14 protein-coding genes are annotated in these 16,513 nt (G+C 63.1%); 9 read left to right on the plus strand and 5 right to left on the minus strand.

Features of this window, described 5'->3' with window-relative positions; all coding sequences use genetic code 11:
* The first annotated feature begins 16 nt into the window (after window positions 1–16).
* The 3 genes from AC07VY_RS01235 (at window position 17) to AC07VY_RS01245 (ending at window position 4,879) form a co-directional block, all read left to right on the plus strand.
* Complete coding sequence (locus tag AC07VY_RS01235; RefSeq protein ID WP_495095891.1) at window positions 17–1,081, plus strand: GNAT family N-acetyltransferase; 1,065 nt, start codon at window positions 17–19, stop codon at window positions 1,079–1,081.
* 232 nt (window positions 1,082–1,313) lie between these two features.
* Window positions 1,314–2,642 carry a lysine N(6)-hydroxylase/L-ornithine N(5)-oxygenase family protein gene (locus tag AC07VY_RS01240; RefSeq protein WP_495095890.1) on the plus strand — a complete coding sequence of 443 codons (1,329 nt, stop codon included), beginning with the start codon at window positions 1,314–1,316 and terminating at the stop codon, window positions 2,640–2,642.
* Window positions 2,643–2,749: 107 nt separating this feature from the next.
* The gene (locus tag AC07VY_RS01245; RefSeq protein ID WP_495095889.1) at window positions 2,750–4,879 is read left to right on the plus strand and encodes a TonB-dependent siderophore receptor; all 2,130 of its coding nucleotides are present in this window, start codon (window positions 2,750–2,752) and stop codon (window positions 4,877–4,879) included.
* A 62-nt stretch (window positions 4,880–4,941) separates the two neighbouring features.
* On the opposite strand, the gene AC07VY_RS01250 is transcribed toward AC07VY_RS01245, so the two are convergent.
* The gene (locus tag AC07VY_RS01250; RefSeq protein ID WP_495095888.1) at window positions 4,942–5,859 is read right to left on the minus strand and encodes a YicC/YloC family endoribonuclease; all 918 of its coding nucleotides are present in this window, start codon (window positions 5,857–5,859) and stop codon (window positions 4,942–4,944) included.
* Window positions 5,860–5,933: 74 nt separating this feature from the next.
* Between AC07VY_RS01250 and AC07VY_RS01255 the strand changes: the two genes are divergently transcribed.
* From AC07VY_RS01255 to AC07VY_RS01280, 6 genes are all read left to right on the plus strand, one after another.
* The gene (locus AC07VY_RS01255) at window positions 5,934–6,941 is read left to right on the plus strand and encodes a serine/threonine protein kinase (RefSeq protein WP_495075077.1); all 1,008 of its coding nucleotides are present in this window, start codon (window positions 5,934–5,936) and stop codon (window positions 6,939–6,941) included.
* Window positions 6,938–7,843 carry a PP2C family protein-serine/threonine phosphatase gene (locus tag AC07VY_RS01260; RefSeq protein WP_495075076.1) on the plus strand — a complete coding sequence of 302 codons (906 nt, stop codon included), beginning with the start codon at window positions 6,938–6,940 and terminating at the stop codon, window positions 7,841–7,843. Before AC07VY_RS01255 ends, AC07VY_RS01260 begins: the two co-directional genes overlap by 4 nt.
* Window positions 7,844–7,940: 97 nt before the next feature.
* Window positions 7,941–8,669, plus strand: a complete 729-nt coding sequence (gene rph, locus AC07VY_RS01265; RefSeq protein ID WP_495095887.1) for a ribonuclease PH — start codon at window positions 7,941–7,943, stop codon at window positions 8,667–8,669.
* 43 nt (window positions 8,670–8,712) lie between these two features.
* Window positions 8,713–9,312 carry an RdgB/HAM1 family non-canonical purine NTP pyrophosphatase gene (gene rdgB / locus AC07VY_RS01270; RefSeq protein ID WP_495095886.1) on the plus strand — a complete coding sequence of 200 codons (600 nt, stop codon included), beginning with the start codon at window positions 8,713–8,715 and terminating at the stop codon, window positions 9,310–9,312.
* Window positions 9,312–10,571: a radical SAM family heme chaperone HemW gene (gene hemW / locus AC07VY_RS01275; RefSeq protein WP_495095885.1), complete on the plus strand. Its 1,260-nt coding sequence runs from the start codon at window positions 9,312–9,314 to the stop codon at window positions 10,569–10,571. Before rdgB ends, hemW begins: the two co-directional genes overlap by 1 nt.
* A 137-nt stretch (window positions 10,572–10,708) precedes the next feature.
* A complete protein-coding gene (locus AC07VY_RS01280) occupies window positions 10,709–11,995 on the plus strand; it encodes an MFS transporter (RefSeq protein ID WP_495075072.1) in 1,287 nt (428 codons plus the stop codon).
* A gap of 6 nt (window positions 11,996–12,001) precedes the next feature.
* Here the strand turns inward: AC07VY_RS01280 and AC07VY_RS01285 are convergent, their stop codons facing one another.
* Genes AC07VY_RS01285 through murJ form a run of 4 tightly spaced genes read right to left on the minus strand, consistent with a single transcriptional unit; the run spans window position 12,002 to window position 16,427 of the window.
* Window positions 12,002–13,456 carry a TRAP transporter large permease subunit gene (locus AC07VY_RS01285; protein WP_495095884.1) on the minus strand — a complete coding sequence of 485 codons (1,455 nt, stop codon included), beginning with the start codon at window positions 13,454–13,456 and terminating at the stop codon, window positions 12,002–12,004.
* A complete protein-coding gene (locus AC07VY_RS01290; RefSeq protein WP_495095883.1) occupies window positions 13,423–13,941 on the minus strand; it encodes a TRAP transporter small permease subunit in 519 nt (172 codons plus the stop codon). Before AC07VY_RS01290 ends, AC07VY_RS01285 begins: the two co-directional genes overlap by 34 nt.
* Before the next feature lie 23 nt (window positions 13,942–13,964).
* Window positions 13,965–14,816, minus strand: coding sequence for a SirB1 family protein (locus AC07VY_RS01295; RefSeq protein WP_495075069.1), 852 nt, complete (start codon window positions 14,814–14,816; stop codon window positions 13,965–13,967).
* 45 nt (window positions 14,817–14,861) lie between these two features.
* Window positions 14,862–16,427 carry a murein biosynthesis integral membrane protein MurJ gene (gene murJ, locus AC07VY_RS01300; protein WP_495095882.1) on the minus strand — a complete coding sequence of 522 codons (1,566 nt, stop codon included), beginning with the start codon at window positions 16,425–16,427 and terminating at the stop codon, window positions 14,862–14,864.
* Window positions 16,428–16,513 lie beyond the last annotated feature (86 nt).

The raw sequence follows: 16,513 nt of genomic DNA on the forward strand, positions 1-16,513 counted from the left end.
ACACCCAAGGAAAAACATGCAAGAAAACCTCTCACTGGAATACCACTTCGCTCTGGACGGCGGCACGCGCATCCGCACCCTGCTGCATGCCTCCACGGTGGAGGTGCAACTCGACGGGCAGGCTGCCATGGTTCTGGCGCTGGGTGTGCGCGAAGGGTCCCTCCGCCGCGCCGCCATCCTGGCTTGGCAGCCCACAGATGCGGCACAGCGTCGTTGGGCTCTGCTGGCCGCGCTGCACGCCGTGTTTGCCGCGGACGCGGCCGTGGCGGCGCTGGAGCTGGATTTTTCGGATTACGCGGAGGCGCTGCCCGCCCTGCTGCGCCAGGGCCTTGCTGTGGCTGCGGCCAACGGAACGGTGCAGATGCCGCGCACCAGCCTGCTGCAGCAGCCCGAGCTGTGGCTGCACGGCAGCAGCAGTGCGGCCTACCCCTTGGACTATGTGATGAGCCAGGGCAAGCGCCACCCACGCCGCCCGCCACAAACTACGGGCACCGTGTACCAGCGCTTCATCCCCTGGCTGAACCAGTGGCTGAGCCTGCGTACGCTGGATGCGCAAACGGACCTGGAGCCTTTCCACCGCTGGATGAACCACCCGCGCGTGGCGTATTTCTGGGAGGAGCAGGGCGACCTGGACAAGCACCGCGCCTTCATCGCCAATGCCTTGGCTGACCCGCATGTGCACCCGCTGGTGGCATGCCTGGACGGCCGGCCGTTCGCTTACTACGAGGCCTATTGGGCCAAGGAGGACCGCATCGCGCCGTTCTACCCGGTGGGCGACCATGACCGCGGCATCCACATGCTGGTGGGCGAGGACTGGGCCCGTGGTCCGCAGTACGTGGCCGCCTGGCTGCCCTCGTTGACGCATTACCTGATGCTGGACGATCCGCGCACCCAGGCCGTGGTGTGCGAGCCGCGTGCCGACAACGTCCGCATGGTTGGTTATTTGCAGCAATACGGTTTTGCCTACCTGCGGCAGTTTGACTTTCCGCACAAGCGGGCCGCGCTGCTGGTGCTGGAGCGCGAGGTGCATGCGCAGGGGCAGTGGTTAGCGGGTCCGCATGGGCAGACGGTGCGGGCTTAGCCTTAGACACAAAAACTTCAAGCTTTTTAGGCCTCTAGCGCAGATAACAACTGCGCAAGCAGCTATTGTTTTTGTAGTGAATGGCGCGTAACCCGGTAAACGCTGCCTGCGAATTATTTGCATTTGGCATTAAATATTTGCCCAGGCCGTTCGTCATGTTCATGTATTTGCTAGCAGCAAGGTGCACGCAGCCCGGCGTGCATTCCTGCCTATTTTTGGCAAAAGGATGAACATGGGTATTTCTAGCGTCGAGCACGATTTCATTGGTATTGGTTTTGGTCCGTCCAACCTGGCCATCGCCCTGGCGATGGAAGAGTCGGCCCATCCGCGCAAGAAGGCGCTGGACTGCTGCTTTATTGAAAAGAAGCCGGAGTTCGTCTGGCACGGCAGCATGCTGCTGGAGGGCAGCGATATGCAGGTGTCCTTCCTCAAGGATCTGGCCACGCTGCGCGATCCAACCAGCCACTTCACCTTCATCAACTACTTGCATGAAAAAGGGCGGCTCAAGGAGTTCATCAACCTCAAGAGCTTCTTCCCCTCGCGCATTGAGTACAACGACTATCTGCAGTGGGTGGCCGGGCACTTCGACCATCTCTGCCACTACGGCGAAGAAGTGGTGGATGTGGAGCCGGTGCGTGAAGGCGAGCAGATCACCCGTTTGCGCGTGCATTCACGCGGTCTGGACGGTCGCAGCTACGCGCGCACGGCGGGCAATATGGTGTTTGGCATTGGCGGCGTGCCGGCGGTTCCGGCCGCTTTTGAAGCGCTGCAAGACGCCCGCGTGTTCCATGCCGCGCACTATCTGGAGCGGCTGGATGCCCTGGTGCACAGCCAGGGCACGCCGCGGCGCATTGCGGTGCTGGGCGGTGCGCAGAGCGCGGCCGAGGTGTACCTGGACCTGGTAGGGCGCTTTGGCGATGCGGAGGTGACCTTGATCACCCGTGGCGATGTGCTGATGCCGGCGGACGACAGCCCGTTCGTGAATGAGATCTTCCATCCGCAATTTACCGACGTTATCTACCACCAGCCGCAGGATGTGCGCCGTGCCACGCTGGAGCGCTTTCGCAGCACCAATTACTCGGTTGTGGACCTGGACTTGATCCAGCATATCTACAAGCTGCTGTACGAACAGCGGGTGCGCGGTGTGCAGCGCTGCCAGCTGTGGTCTGGCAAAGAGGTGACGCAGGCGCGTGCCACCGGTACGGGCATCCAGCTGGCTTTACGCCACCAGACCAGCGGGGCGACGGAGCAAGCCGAATTCGATGCCGTGGTGCTGGCCACCGGCTACCGGCGCGATGACCATAAACGCCTGCTGGGCGGCTTGGCCGAATACATCGACGGCTACACCGTGGGGCGTGACTACCGCCTGCATACCACGAAGAACTTCTTGCCCCGGATTTACCTGCAAGGTTGCTGTGAAGACAGCCACGGCTTGAGCGATACCTTGTTGTCGGTGCTGGCCGTGCGTTCCGTGGAAATTCTGGAATCGATGCTGGCAGACCGGCCGGAGCGCAGCCGCATGGTGCCAGGCGCTAAAGCGGCGCTGCCGGTCGCCGTGTGATGCGGCTCTAGCCGCTTTCCTCTTTTTTCGCATTGTGAGTGCCTGGTTCAGGCGCTCACTTTTTGTTGTTTGTTTGTTTATTTATTTGAATCAGGAGAAATGGAACTATGAACCCCTTGTTGGATGTCCGCCAACCCGCTGGGCGGGCCTGCTTGACGCCCTTGGCCCTGGCTTTGCTGAGCTTGTCGGCCTCCTCGTATGCGCAGGAAGGTACGCTGCCCGCGGTGGTGGTGAAGTCGGTGCAAGAGGGCGAGACGGCTATTCCTAGCTACCGCGCTTCGGTAGGCAGTGCAGGGGCCTTGGGGACGAAGGAGTTGCTGGACACCCCCTTTTCCACCAGTGTGGCCACCAAGGAGTTCATCGCCAACCAGCAGGCCACCACGTTGGCCGAGGCGTTCAAGGCGGATGCCGCCGTATCCGCGCTGAACAACAGTATTTCGGGCGAGAACTCGCAGATCGCCATACGTGGCCTGCCATTGGACATGCTGAACGGAATCAAGATCAACGGCCTGAACACGGTGGTCTGGAACATGGATCTGCCGCTGGAGCACTTCGAGCAGATCAGCCTGCTCAAAGGCCTGTCGGGCTTTATGTATGGCTTTGGCTCGCCCGGCGGTATTGCCGACTACCAAACCAAGCGCGCGGGCAAAAATCCGGTGTCGTCGGTCAAGCTGGGCTACAGCACCGAGTCTCAGTACGTGCTGCAGGCCGATATTGGCCGCCGCTTTGGTGAAGACGAGCGCATGGGTCTGCGTGTGAACGCCGTGCATGAAGGTGGCGACACCTATTTGAATTCCCCCATCAAACGGGATTCGGTCTCGGCGGCTTTCGACGTGCGCCTGACGCCTACTTTGCAGTGGTCCATCGACGGCCTGTACCAAAAGCGTAAGGTGAGCAGTTCCTTGTTTGCCATCTCCCTGGCCGACGGTGTGTCTACACCCACGCCGGTGGACGGCAGCCAGGCTTTGAGCCAGGACTTCACTTACCACCAGACCGTGATGGGCACCATCGGCACCGAGCTGCATTGGAACTTCGCCAAGGACTGGGACATGAGCGTAGGCTACCGTGGCATGCGCCAGACGCGCACCAATTACGACAGCTTCCTCACGGTGACCGACAACGCGGGCAACTACACCGATGATCTGTACCGTTGGTACAGCAAACAGCAAAGCGATGCGGCGAACCTGATGTTTACCGGCAAAGTGCAAACCGGCTCCATCGGCCACGACCTGACGTTTGGCACCAGCATCCAGCGCGGCAAGCGCATCAACGGCGTGAACTTTGGCGACGACACCCTGGGCACCAACAACCTGTACCACGTTGTGGCGCTGGCCAACCCAGGTAATGCGGTGGACCAGACCCTGGGAGAGGCCTCCAACACCCGCGACGTGGGCGTGTTCGCCAGTGACACCATCCAGTGGACTCCGCAGTGGAACAGCATCATTGGCGTGCGCCACAGCAACTACACCCAGAATGCCTACAACTACGATACCGATGGCTCTCTGGCAAACCACTATGCCAAGTCTGCGTGGTCTCCCACGCTGGCCTTGATCTGGAAGCCGGACGCCACCCTGTCGTATTACGCCAGCTATGTTGAATCCCTGGAACAGGGCGGCACGGCTCCGCTGACCACCACCAACGCCAACGCAACCTTTGGCCCGCTGAAGAGCAAACAGTACGAAATCGGCGTGAAGAAAGAGGGCAAGGGTTGGTCTACCGAGGCGGCGCTGTTCCGTATTGAACGCGGGCTTGAGTACACCAACAGCAGCAATGTCTATGTGCAGGAAGGTGGTCTGGTCTACCAGGGCCTGGACTTGTCCGGCCGTACGGAGCTGGCCCACGACTGGGCCTTGATGGGCAGCACGGTGCTGATGAATAGCCGCAACAAGAGCGATGACTCGGCGGTCAATGGCAAGCGTGCCCAAAATGTGGCGGATGTCACGGCCAGCCTGCAAGTGGAATACAAGGTGCCGCAGATGCGGGGCATGGTGCTGTCGGGCGGCGTTCGCCATGTGGGCCAACAGGCGCTGGAGAGCAGCAACACCCATATGCTGGGCAGCTACAAGTTGTATGACGTGGGTGCCCGCTACGTGACCAAGCTGGACGGCAAGGACGTGACCTTCCGGGCCAACGTAGCCAACCTCACCAACACCAAATATTGGTTGGGCAGCTGGGGCTACGGCCTGATCCAGGGCGCGCCACGCACCCTGCACGCCAGCGCGGAAATCAACTTCTAAAAACCAGCGTTGGCTTGGGGCATGGCAGCCACCCTGACGGGCAGGCGGGCCATGCCTCGTTGTTATTCGACGTTCTGCACCTGCTCGCGCATCTGCTCGATCAGCACCTTCATATCCACGGAAATCTTGGTCAGCTCCAGCGCGGCGGACTTGCTGCCCATGGTGTTGGCTTCGCGGTGCAGTTCCTGGATCAGGAAGTCCATGCGCTTGCCGACTTCGCCGCCCTTCTTCAGGATGCGTTCCATCTCGTCCAGATGCGAGTGCAGGCGGGTCAGTTCCTCGGCCACGTCGATGCGGATGGCGAAGGATGTCGCTTCGGTCAGCGCGCGGTCTTGCGCGGCTTCGGGCAAGGTGGCGCCATCGGTCAGCGCCATGGCTTCCTTCCAGCGTTCCAGGAAACGCTGGCGCTGCTGCTCTACCAACTGGGGCACCAGGGGTACGGCCTTCTGGGCCAGGGCGCGCAGCTGGGTGATATGGCCTTTGAGCATGGTGGCGAGCCGGTCGCCTTCGCGCTGACGGGCTTCCACCAGCGCAGCCAGCACCGTGTCGGACAGGTTCAGCAGGTCGTCGGCCCAGTCGTGGGCCGGACCTTGTTCGCTGGACGCCAGGCGGATCACGTCAGCCACGCTGAGCGGCGCGGCCTGGGGCAACCAGGCCTTGACTGAGTCCTGCAATGAATTTACGCGTTGCATCAGGCGCGGCGATGGGTCGGGCAGGCTGCCGCTGGCGGTGTTTTCGATAGCGGCGCGCACTTCCACCTTGCCGCGCTTGAGCTTGGCCATGACGCGCTCACGCAGCGCGGGTTCGTGGCTGCGTAGCTCGTCGGGCAGCTTGAAGGTCAGGTCCAGGAAGCGGCTGTTGACTGAGCGGATTTCCAGCCCCAGGCGGCGCGCAGAGTTGCTTTTGGATTCGGATTCCGGGGTGTTGGCGGCGCTGCTGTGCTGGGCACTGGCATAGCCGGTCATGCTGTAAACTGGCATTAGATGGTACTTATCGTTGCAATGGCCCGAGAATAACTGGGTTACGTTGCAGAGCCGCTCTCCCCACCAAATTTATGTCCAAGATCAAACCGGCCACGCTACCGCCAGGCACTGTTGTAGGGGGTTACCGCATTGTCCGGCGCCTGTCCTCCGGCGGCTTCGGCGTGGTGTATCTGGCCGGCGATAACGAAGGCGGGCAGGTGGCCCTGAAGGAGTACCTGCCTTCGTCTTTGGCGACCCGTGCCGCTGGCGAGCTGCTGCCCCAGGTGCCACCCGAAAAGCTGTCGCTGTACCGCCTGGGCCTGAAGAGCTTTTTCGAAGAAGGCCGCTCGCTGGCGCAGATTTCCCACCCCTCGGTGGTCAGCGTGCTGAATTTCTTCCGCGAGAACGAAACCGTTTACATGGTGATGAACTACCTGGAGGGCGCGACCCTGCAGGACTTCATCATCACCTCGCGTGACTTGCGCAAGCAGAAGGTGTTCCGCGAATCCACCATCCGCAGCCTGTTCGACGAGATCCTGCGCGGCCTGCGCATCGTGCACCAGCACAAGATGCTGCACCTGGACATCAAGCCGGCCAACATCTTCATCACCGACGACAACAAGGCGGTGCTGATCGATTTTGGTGCGGCCCGCGAAGTGCTGAACAAGGAAGGCAACTTCATCCGTCCCATGTATACCCCCGGCTTCGCCGCTCCAGAGATGTACCGGCGCGATGCCTCCATGGGCCCGTGGACCGATATCTACGCCATCGGCGCCTGCATCTACGCCTGCATGCAGGGCTATCCGCCGAACGAGGCGCCGCAGCGCCTGGAGAAAGACCGCCTGGCCCTGGCCTTGTCGCGCCTGCGTGGCATCTACTCCGACAACCTGATAGAAGTGGTGGAGTGGTGCATGTCAGTAGACCCGCTGTCGCGCCCGCAGTCGGTATTTGCGCTGCAAAAAGAGCTCAGCCGTGAAGGCGAGCGTCGCTATACCAAATTGTCCGTGGCTGAAAAGCTGCGCCTGCAGTTCGACACCCTGGTGTCGGACACCAAAAAGAACGTGCGTGATGCCACCGGCATCGGGGCCACACCCAAGTGAAGTTTTCTGTATTCCAGGTCAGCCGCAAGGGCGGCCGCGCCAAAAACGAAGACCGCATGGGCTATTGCTACACCCGTGAATCCGGTCTGTTCCTGCTGGCCGACGGCATGGGAGGCCACCCGGAGGGCGAGGTGGCGGCACAGCTGGCCTTGCAGTCCGCCTCCGCGCTGTACCAGAAGCAGGCCCAGCCTTCGCTGCCCAATGTCACCGAATTTTTGACCGCTGCCATTCTGGCCGCGCACGAGCAGATATTGCGTTACGCGGGCCGTACCGGCATGCTGGATTCGCCACGCACCACTTTTGTGGCGGCGGTGGTGCAGGGCAGCACGGCGACCTGGGTGCACTGCGGCGATTCGCGCCTGTATGTGGTGCGCGACGGCCTTTTGCTCACCCGCACCCGCGACCACTCCTACGCCGAGCAAAGTCGTTCCGATGGACGCACGCCCCCTGGGCCGGTGAACCGCAACGTGCTCTATACCTGTCTGGGCGCGTCGGTGCGGCCGGTGTTCGATATCACCGGGCCTATCGTGCTGCACCAGGGTGACAAGATCATGCTGTGCTCGGATGGGCTGTGGGATAGCTTGCCGGACGAAGACATCGTGCGCGTTCTCAGCCAGTCACCGGTGTCTGAGGCTGTGCCCGATCTGGTGGAGCAGGCGCTGCGCAAGGCGGGCGCCACCAGCGACAACGTTACCGTAATGGCGATCGAGTGGGAAACCCCGGACCCCTTTGAGTCCACGCGGGGCATTTCCACCGAATCCATACAGGACGGCGTGTTTGCTTCGTCCATCCAGGCCAGCGGACCCGGCAGTGGGCTGGATGAGCTGGATGACGCTGCCATAGAACGCTCGATTGCCGAGATCAACGAAGCCATCCGCCGCTCTGCGATCAAGCGAGGTTGATACCCCTCATAGGGCGGGGCCAGGAGCCCGGCGCAGCCGGTTTTTCTGCGCCTTGGAGAGGGGTTGGCACACTTATCACCCATTTTGGAACCAGACCATGACCGAATTTGTCCGTAATGGCGGCCGTACCGCCGACCAGCTGCGCCCGGTGCGCATCACCCGGGGCTACACCATCCACGCCGAAGGTTCGGTGCTGATCGAGTTCGGCAACACCAAGGTGCTGTGCACTGCCTCCGTGGAAGAGAAAGTGCCCGGCCACAAGAAGGGCAGCGGCGAGGGCTGGGTGACCGCCGAGTACGGCATGCTGCCGCGCGCCACCCACAGCCGCAGCGACCGCGAGGCCGCGCGCGGCAAGCAGACCGGTCGCACCCAGGAGATCCAGCGCCTGATCGGCCGGTCCCTGCGGGCTGTGTTCGACCTGAAGCTGCTGGGCGAGCGCACCATCCACCTGGACTGCGACGTGCTGCAGGCCGACGGCGGCACGCGTACCGCTGCCATCACCGGCGCCTTTGTGGCGGCGCAGGACGCGGTCAGCACCTTGCTGCAGGCCGGCAAGATCAAGGTCACACCCATTACCCATAGCGTGGCCGCCATCTCGGTCGGCATCGTGGATCGCACGCCGCTGCTGGACCTGGAATACACCGAAGATGCCGCCTGCGACACCGACATGAACGTGGTGATGACCGGCGCCGGCCATTTCGTCGAAGTGCAGGGCACGGCCGAGGGCGTGGCCTTCACCCGCGCCGAGATGGACGCGCTGCTGGGCCTGGCGGAAAAAGGCATTCTGGAACTGATGGCTCTGCAACAGCAGGCGCTATCGAAGTAATAGCTGCTTGCGCAGGTACTGCCTGCGCTGAAGGCATATTTTTATGAAAATCGTATTGGCATCGAATAACGCGGGCAAGCTGTTTGAACTGCAAGCCCTGTTCGCCCCGCTGGGTGTGGAGTTGGTGGCGCAGGGTGCCTTGGGCATTCCCGAAGCCGCTGAGCCCTTCCACACCTTCGTCGAGAATGCCCTGGCCAAGGCCCGGCATGCAGCCGAGCACAGCGGCCTGCCGGCGGTGGCCGACGATGCGGGCCTGTGCGTCGATGCATTCGGTGGCCTGCCGGGTGTGCAGACCGCCTACTACGCCACCCAGTTTGGCTACCCCAAGGGCGACGACAACAATGTGCGCGCGTTGCTGGAGCAGATGCAGGGCATAGACAACCGCCGTGCCGCACTGGTCAGCACCCTGGTAGCGGTGCGCAGCCCGCAGGACCCCGAGCCGCTGATCGCCGTGGGCCGTGCCGTGGGCGAGATCACCCGTGCACCGCAGGGCGAGAATGGCTTTGGCTTCGACCCGGTGATGTTTCTGCCGCAGTTCGGCAAGACCTTTGCCGAGCTTAGCCCTGAGGTGAAAAACGCCAACAGCCACCGCGGCCAGTCGTCCCGCGCCATGCTGGCCCTGATACGTGAGCGTTGGATGTGATGAAAGACCTGCAGCACTACATGCGCCCCGGCCTGCTGCAGCTGGCCGCGCTGCCGCCGCTGTCGCTGTACGTGCACCTGCCCTGGTGCCTGAAGAAATGCCCGTACTGCGATTTCAACTCGCATGAGTTGCGGGCTGATGGCGCACAGACCCTGCACCCTGCCGCCAGCCTGGCGGCTCCTGTACCGACCAGCGAAGTGCCCGAGCAGCGCTACATCGACGCGCTGATGGCCGACCTGGAGGCCGCGCTGCCGCTGGTCTGGGGCCGTACGGTGCACAGCATCTTCATCGGCGGCGGCACGCCCAGCCTGTTTTCGCCGCAGGCGATAGACCGGCTGATTGGCGACATCCGCGCCCGGCTGCGGCTGGAGCCGGACTGCGAAATCACCATGGAGGCCAACCCCGGCACCTTCGAGAAAGATCGCTTCCGCGCCTACCGTGGCGCCGGCGTGACGCGCTTGTCGGTCGGCGTGCAGAGCTTCAACGACCAACACCTCAAGGCCCTGGGCCGCGTGCACGACAGCGCCCAGGCGCTGGCGGCTGTACAGGAGGCGGCCCAGTCATTCGACACTTTCAACCTCGACATCATGTACGCGCTGCCCGGTCAGACGCTACAAGATTTAGAGCGGGATATGCAGACAGCGCTTGCGCTGGGGCCCAAACATATCTCCATCTACCAGCTGACCATCGAGCCCAACACCTATTTCGCCAAGTTCCCGCCGCAGGTGCCCGAGGACGACCTGGGCTACGACATGCTGGACAAGATCACCGAGATGACCACGGCCGCCGGCATGCAGCGTTACGAGGTGTCTGCCTACGCGCTGCCCGGCCACGCCTGCGTGCACAACCAGAACTACTGGCAGTTTGGCGACTACCTGGGGATTGGCGCGGGCGCGCACAGCAAGCTCAGCTTTGCCCACCGCATCGTGCGCCAGGTGCGCTTTCGCGAACCCAAGCTATACATGGACAACGCCCTGGCCGGCAATGCCGTGACCCAGGACGAAGACATTGCGCGCGCCGAGCTTCCGTTCGAATTCATGCTGAACGCCTTGCGTTTGCGCGAAGGCTTCGAGCTGCCGCAGTTCACCGAGCGTACCGGTCTGCCACTCACGCGCATTCAGAAGGGGCTGGCCGAGGGCGAGAGCAAGGGCCTGCTGCAGCGCGACGGTGTACGCGTACGGCCCACCGAGCGTGGTTTCGACTTTTTGAGCGATTTGCAGGCGCTGTTTCTGGCCGATACGCCCCCGGTCCGGGAGTAGGTAAAGTCTTGTGTACTTGGGGTAACGGCCGGGTAGTTTGGCGGGTGCGCCGATAAAATTGTCTAGACAATTAATCGCGCTGTAATGTCGCCTCCCCGCTACGGATGGTGCATACCGCCACCGTTCGAGAGCCCCGCATGAGTACCTCCACCGCTCCCTCTGCATCGAAGTTCGGCACCGTTTTACGGGTGACCAGTGGCAACTTCATGGAGATGTTCGACTTCTTCCTGTTCGGCTTTTACGCAACCTACATTGCCAAGACCTTCTTCCCCGCGGCGGATGAGTTTGCGTCGCTGATGTTCACCTTCATGACCTTTGGCGCGGGCTTTTTGATGCGGCCGCTGGGCGCCATCTTTCTGGGCGCTTATGTGGACCGCGTGGGGCGGCGCCAAGGCCTGATCGTGACCCTGGCGTTGATGGCCACTGGCACGGTGCTGATCGCCTGTGTGCCCGGCTATGCCAGCATCGGCTATCTGGCGCCGGCCCTGGTGCTGACAGGGCGCTTGCTGCAGGGCTTCTCGGCGGGCGTAGAGCTGGGCGGCGTATCGGTCTACCTGGCCGAAATGGCCACGCCGGGCCACAAGGGCTTTTATGTGAGCTGGCAGTCTGCCAGCCAGCAGGTGGCCATCATCGTCGCCGCTGCGCTGGGCTATGCGCTGAACATCTGGCTGACGCCGCTGCAGATTGGCGACTGGGGTTGGCGCGTACCTTTCTTCATCGGCTGCCTGATCGTGCCGGTGCTGTTTGTGCTGCGCCGCTCGCTGCAGGAAACCGAGGAGTTCAAGCAGCGCAAGCACCGGCCTGACACGCGCGCCATCTTCCGTTCCATGCTGGACAACTGGGGCCTGGTGATCGCCGGCATGATGCTGGTGGCCATGACCACGGTGTCGTTCTACTTGATCACGGTCTATACACCCACGTTTGGCAAAAGCGTGCTGCACCTGAGCACCACCGACGCGCTGGTGGTGACCCTGTGTGTGGGTATTTCCAACTTCATCTGGCTGCCTGTGATGGGCGCGCTGTCGGACCGGATTGGCCGGCGCCCGATTCTGATCTTCTTTACTGTGCTGACCATCGTCAGCGCCTACCCGGCCATGGCCTGGCTGACGGCCGACCCCAGCTTCTCCAAGATGCTGTCGGTGGAGCTGTGGCTGTCCTTCCTGTACGCCAGCTATAACGGCGCGATGGTGGTGGCGCTGACCGAGGTGATGCCGGTGGAGGTGCGTACCGTGGGCTTCTCGCTGGCCTACAGCCTGGCGACGGCGATCTTTGGTGGCTTTACCCCGGCCATCGCCACAGGCCTGATTGAGGCCACTGGCAATAAGGCCGCGCCGGCCATGTGGATGTCGTTTGCGGCCGTGTGCGGGCTGATTGCCACCCTGGTGCTGTACCGCAAGCGCGCGGTTATGGCGCTGGCGCACTGATCCAACCTATTCCTTTTCGCTGTCCAGCCGCTGTTGTTCCAGCAGTTGCTGGACTTCCTGCTCGGACAGCTGGGGTTCGGTGCTGGCGTTATCGGCATGCCACACCAGCTGTGGCCATAGCAGCACGGCCGCGATCACTGCGGCCTGCACCAGCAGGTACGGCCACAAGGCCCGGCTGAGCGCGCGCATGGACAGGCGCTGGCGCAGCACGCTGCCGGCCATCAGGATGGCGTAGCCAAACGGCGGCAGCAAAAAGCCCATCTGCAGCACCAGCAGCGCCAGCACGGCGACCCAGGTGGCATCCGGCACCAACACCAGCAGCGGCGGCATGGTGATGGGGATGATGACGAAGATGATCTCGAATGCATCCAGGATGAAGGCGCTGAGCAGCAGCATCAGCAGGCTGACGCAGGTAGCAGCCCAGGCGCCGCCGGGCAGGTGCTGCAGCGCATCGGCCATCCATACATCTGTGCCAAAGCCGCGCAGTACCAGGGTATAGCTGGTGGCTGCTACCAGCAGCGCAAACAGCGAGCCGCTGATGGCCAGTGTGTCTTGCAGAATGGCCTTGAACACTGGCCGCGTCAGACTGCCCGATGCCAGACCGCCCAGCAGCAACACCAGGGTGCCGGTGGCCGCGCCTTCTACCGCATACAGATAGCCCAGCGTTACAGATACCAGCAGCGCCAGGATGCCGGCCACGCTGGCCATCGCCAGCAGCCAGTCCTTGCGGCTCACGGCGGGCGCTGGGCCGATTGGCTCAGGCGCAGCACCTCGGTTGCGCCACCAGGTCACGGCGCCAAACAGCAGTGCCAGGGCTACGGCCGGGCCCAGCGCACCGTGGAATACGTCCTGCGTGTTCAGAATGCGCACCATCTGTCCGGTGCTGTTCACGGCTTCGGTATGGGCGCGCATCATGGCGTCGCCCAGCAGTATCAGCACCAAGGATGGCGGTATCACCACGCCCAAGGTGCTGGCGCTGCAGACCAGGGCCGCGCTGCGCTCGGCCGCTACGCCCTGCGCCGCCAGGCGCTGGCCCACGGCGCGCGACAGCATGCTGATGCTGGCGCCTACCGAGCCGTTCATGGGGGCCAGCAATGCGCCCAGGCCCATGCCGGCCAGATACGGCGCGGCCGGTGTGCGGTGCAGCAAACGCAAGGCCACGCGGAACAGGATGTCCATCAGCGGCAGGCGGTTCAGCAGGGCGCCTGCCAGCACGTACAGTGGCAGAGCTTGCAGCAGGTCGTGCTCCAGCAGGCCTAGCAGACGCAAGGGCAGGGCGTACAACAGGGGTAGTGCCAGGGCGCCCGTCAGCAGGCCGCCTAGCGAGAACAGGGTGGCGGTGCCGACCAGCACCACCCAGGCCGGCAGGCCGCTGGTCGCCATGGCGATGGCCGTGGCCAGCAGCATCCACAGACCGGTATTGCCCATCAATCGGTGGGCTGCGCCGTTGGGGGCAGGCACAGGTCCACGATGGTTTGCAGCACCAGCAGCCCGGCGAGCAGCAGCACACCAATTTTCAGGATGAAGTAGCCGGGCGTGAAGCTGTCCGGAAAGGCTTCCAGTTGGCGCAGCGACTGCCACACCATGGGAGCGGCGGTGTAGATGATGAAGCCGGCCCAGGGCAGCACCAGGCCTGCACTGGCCCAGCGCAGCAGCCGTTGGCGAAGCCGGGCAGGGTAGTGCTGGGCTAGCACCTCGGGTGTCAAATGGGCGTGGCTGCGGGTGGCGGCCGTCATGGCGATGCTGACGTAGATGCCAAACAGCAGCTGGGCCATGTCATTGGCTTCGCGTGAATAGGCGTGGATGGCATCGCGCAAAGGCCATTGCAGGCATAGCAGCACGGCCAGCGGCAGCACGAGTAGGGAGGCGGCCTGGGTGGTGCGCTGCAGCCAAAGGTCCAGCCGACGTAGCCCACGGTGAGGCCAGGCGCTGGCGGCGTGAGGCATGGACCGGCGTACTGGAGTTACGCCTAGTTGCGGGCGCGGCGCAGGCTGCTCAAGCGCTCGGAGATGCTGTCCAGGTCCAGCGCGTCCTGCGAGCAGATCAGGTATTTCTCCAGGTCCAGTACCGCCTGGGCGCTATTTCCCAGCGCAGCGTGGGCGAGGCCCCGGTCGCGGTATTCGCTCCAGGCTTCGGGAAGCAGCACGATCAGGCGGTTTTGTACGGCCAGCGCGCGGACCCAGTCGCTTTGCGAGGTGTGGATGTCCTTCAGGTTGCGCAGCATGCGGGCCAGGATGTCGCGCGACGGTGCGGCCTGCAGGTACAGGCCCAGCGGGGCTTCGAAGTCGTCCACCAGGCCGTTGTGGCGGATAAAGGGCTCCAGCCGCTCGGACAGTTCTTCGCGGCTCAGCGACTGGCCGGTGAATGGGTCCATCACCACCTGGCCCTTGGGCAGGTTGACCTTGACCATGAAGTGGCCGGGGAAGGCCACGCCACGCACCGCCAGGCCTATGCCCTGGGCCAGCTCCATCCACAGCACGGCCAGCGAGATGGGGATGCCCCGCCGGGTGCGTAGCACCGCGTTCAGGTAGCTGTTGTCGGGGTCGTAGTAGTCGTTGACGTTGCCGCCAAAGTTCAGATCGCGGTAGAAGAATTGGTTCAGCGAGCGCAGGCGCTGCAACGGGGCGGAGTCGGGCGGCAGGCGGCGCTTCAGCCGGGCCAGCAGCTGGTCCATATCGCCCAGCACCTGTTCCATGTCCAATTCGGGGTATTCGTCTTGCGCCAGACTGGCCGCGGCCTCCAGCAAGGGCAGTTGTTCGTCGCTTTGCACCAACGAGGCAAAGTATTCAAGTGCGGTGGGTGCTTCGAAGCGGATCTGCATAACGTCTTTGTAGTGGAGCGTGGGGGCGTCGTCAAGCTACCGGACTCAATGCCGCAGAAGTTTACGTATCTTTAAGCCGGATGCCCATAGTGCTACGAAATAAATAGCTGCTGACGCAAGTAATACCAGCGCTAGAAGCCCAATTCGTTCCAATTTTGCGTGCTGGTAGTGGGTCCAGGGCACGGCATTTGCCGCCCACAGCAGGAAGATTGCCAGCAAGGCGCTGGACGCCAGCACCTGCAGAATGAACTTCCACCAGCCCGGCAGAGGCTGGTAGCTGCCGCGCTGGCGCAGCCCAATCAGCAGCCAGCTGGCGTTCACCATCGCGCCCAGGCCGACCGACAAGGTCAGCGCCGCGTGCTGGAATACCGGTACCAGCGCAAAGTTGAAGAGCTGGGTGATCACCAACACAGCCACCGCAATGCGGGCTGGCGTCTTCATATTGTGGCTGGCATAAAAGCCGGGGGCCAGCACTTTGATGGCCACCACGCCCAGCAGGCCTACGCCCCAGCCCATCAGGGCGCGGGCGGTCTGTTCCACATCGCTTTCGGCAAACACACCGTAATGGAAGATGACGGCCACCAGCGGCGTGGCAAAGGTCAGCAGCGCCACCGAGCAGGGCACGGCCAGCAGCACCACCAGGCGCAGGCCCCAGTCCAGCATGGCGGAATATTGCTTGGGGTCGTTGGCCGCGCGAGCACCGGCCAGCTGGGGCATCAGCACCACGCCCAGGGCCACGCCCAGCATGGCTGTGGGGAATTCCATCAAGCGGTCGGCGCCGCTGATCCAGCTCACGCTGCCGGGCGCTAGGCGGGAAGCGATTTGGGTGTTGATGAAGATGGAAATCTGCGCCACACCCACGCCCAGCAGCGCAGGGACCATCAATTTTGCTACATTTTTGGTAGCTTCATCCGCCCAGGCAGTGCGCACGGCAGTCCAGCTGATGCCTATGCTTGGAAACAGGCCCAGGCGTTTCAGGGCGGGAATCTGTACTCCCAGCTGCAGCAGGCCGCCCAGCATCACACCGATGATTTGCGCGTAAATAGGTTCTATGCCGTGGTTGCGGAACCAGGGCGTGCCCCAGAAGGTCGCGGCGATCATGGCGATGTTCAGCAGCACCGGCGTGGCGGCCGGCACGGCGAAGATGCGCCAGGTATTCAGAATGCCGGAGGCCATGGACACCAGCGAGATGAACAGGATGTAGGGGAACATCCAGCGCGTCATCACGGTGGCTGCCGCATAGGCCTGTGGTTCCTGTTGCAGGCCGCCAGCCATGCCCCAGACCAGCAGCGGCGCCCCTATTACTCCCAGCACACAGGTGAGGGCCAGCACCCAGGTGAGTAAGGTGGCCACGTGGTCTATCAGCTGCTTGGTGGCGTCCTGCCCATGGATGGCCTTGCTGGCCGCCAGCACCGGCACAAAGGCCTGGCTGAACGCGCCTTCGCCAAACAGGCGGCGGAATAGGTTAGGTATGCGGAACGCCACGTAGAACGCGTCGGTCATGGCGTTGGCGCCAAAGGTGGCGGCAAATAGCTGGTCGCGGACCAGGCCGCCCACGCGGGAGGCCAGGGTCAACAGAGAGATGGTGGATGCAGATTTGAAGAGACTCACCCGGCGAGTGTAGCCCGCCAGATGGGCCAGGCCGCCAGGGGCGCTGCTGCCTGCTATAATCGTGAGCTTTGCTGGCAACATCCTCT

The sequence above is a fragment of the Rhodoferax sp. GW821-FHT02C08 genome (genome assembly GCF_059421805.1).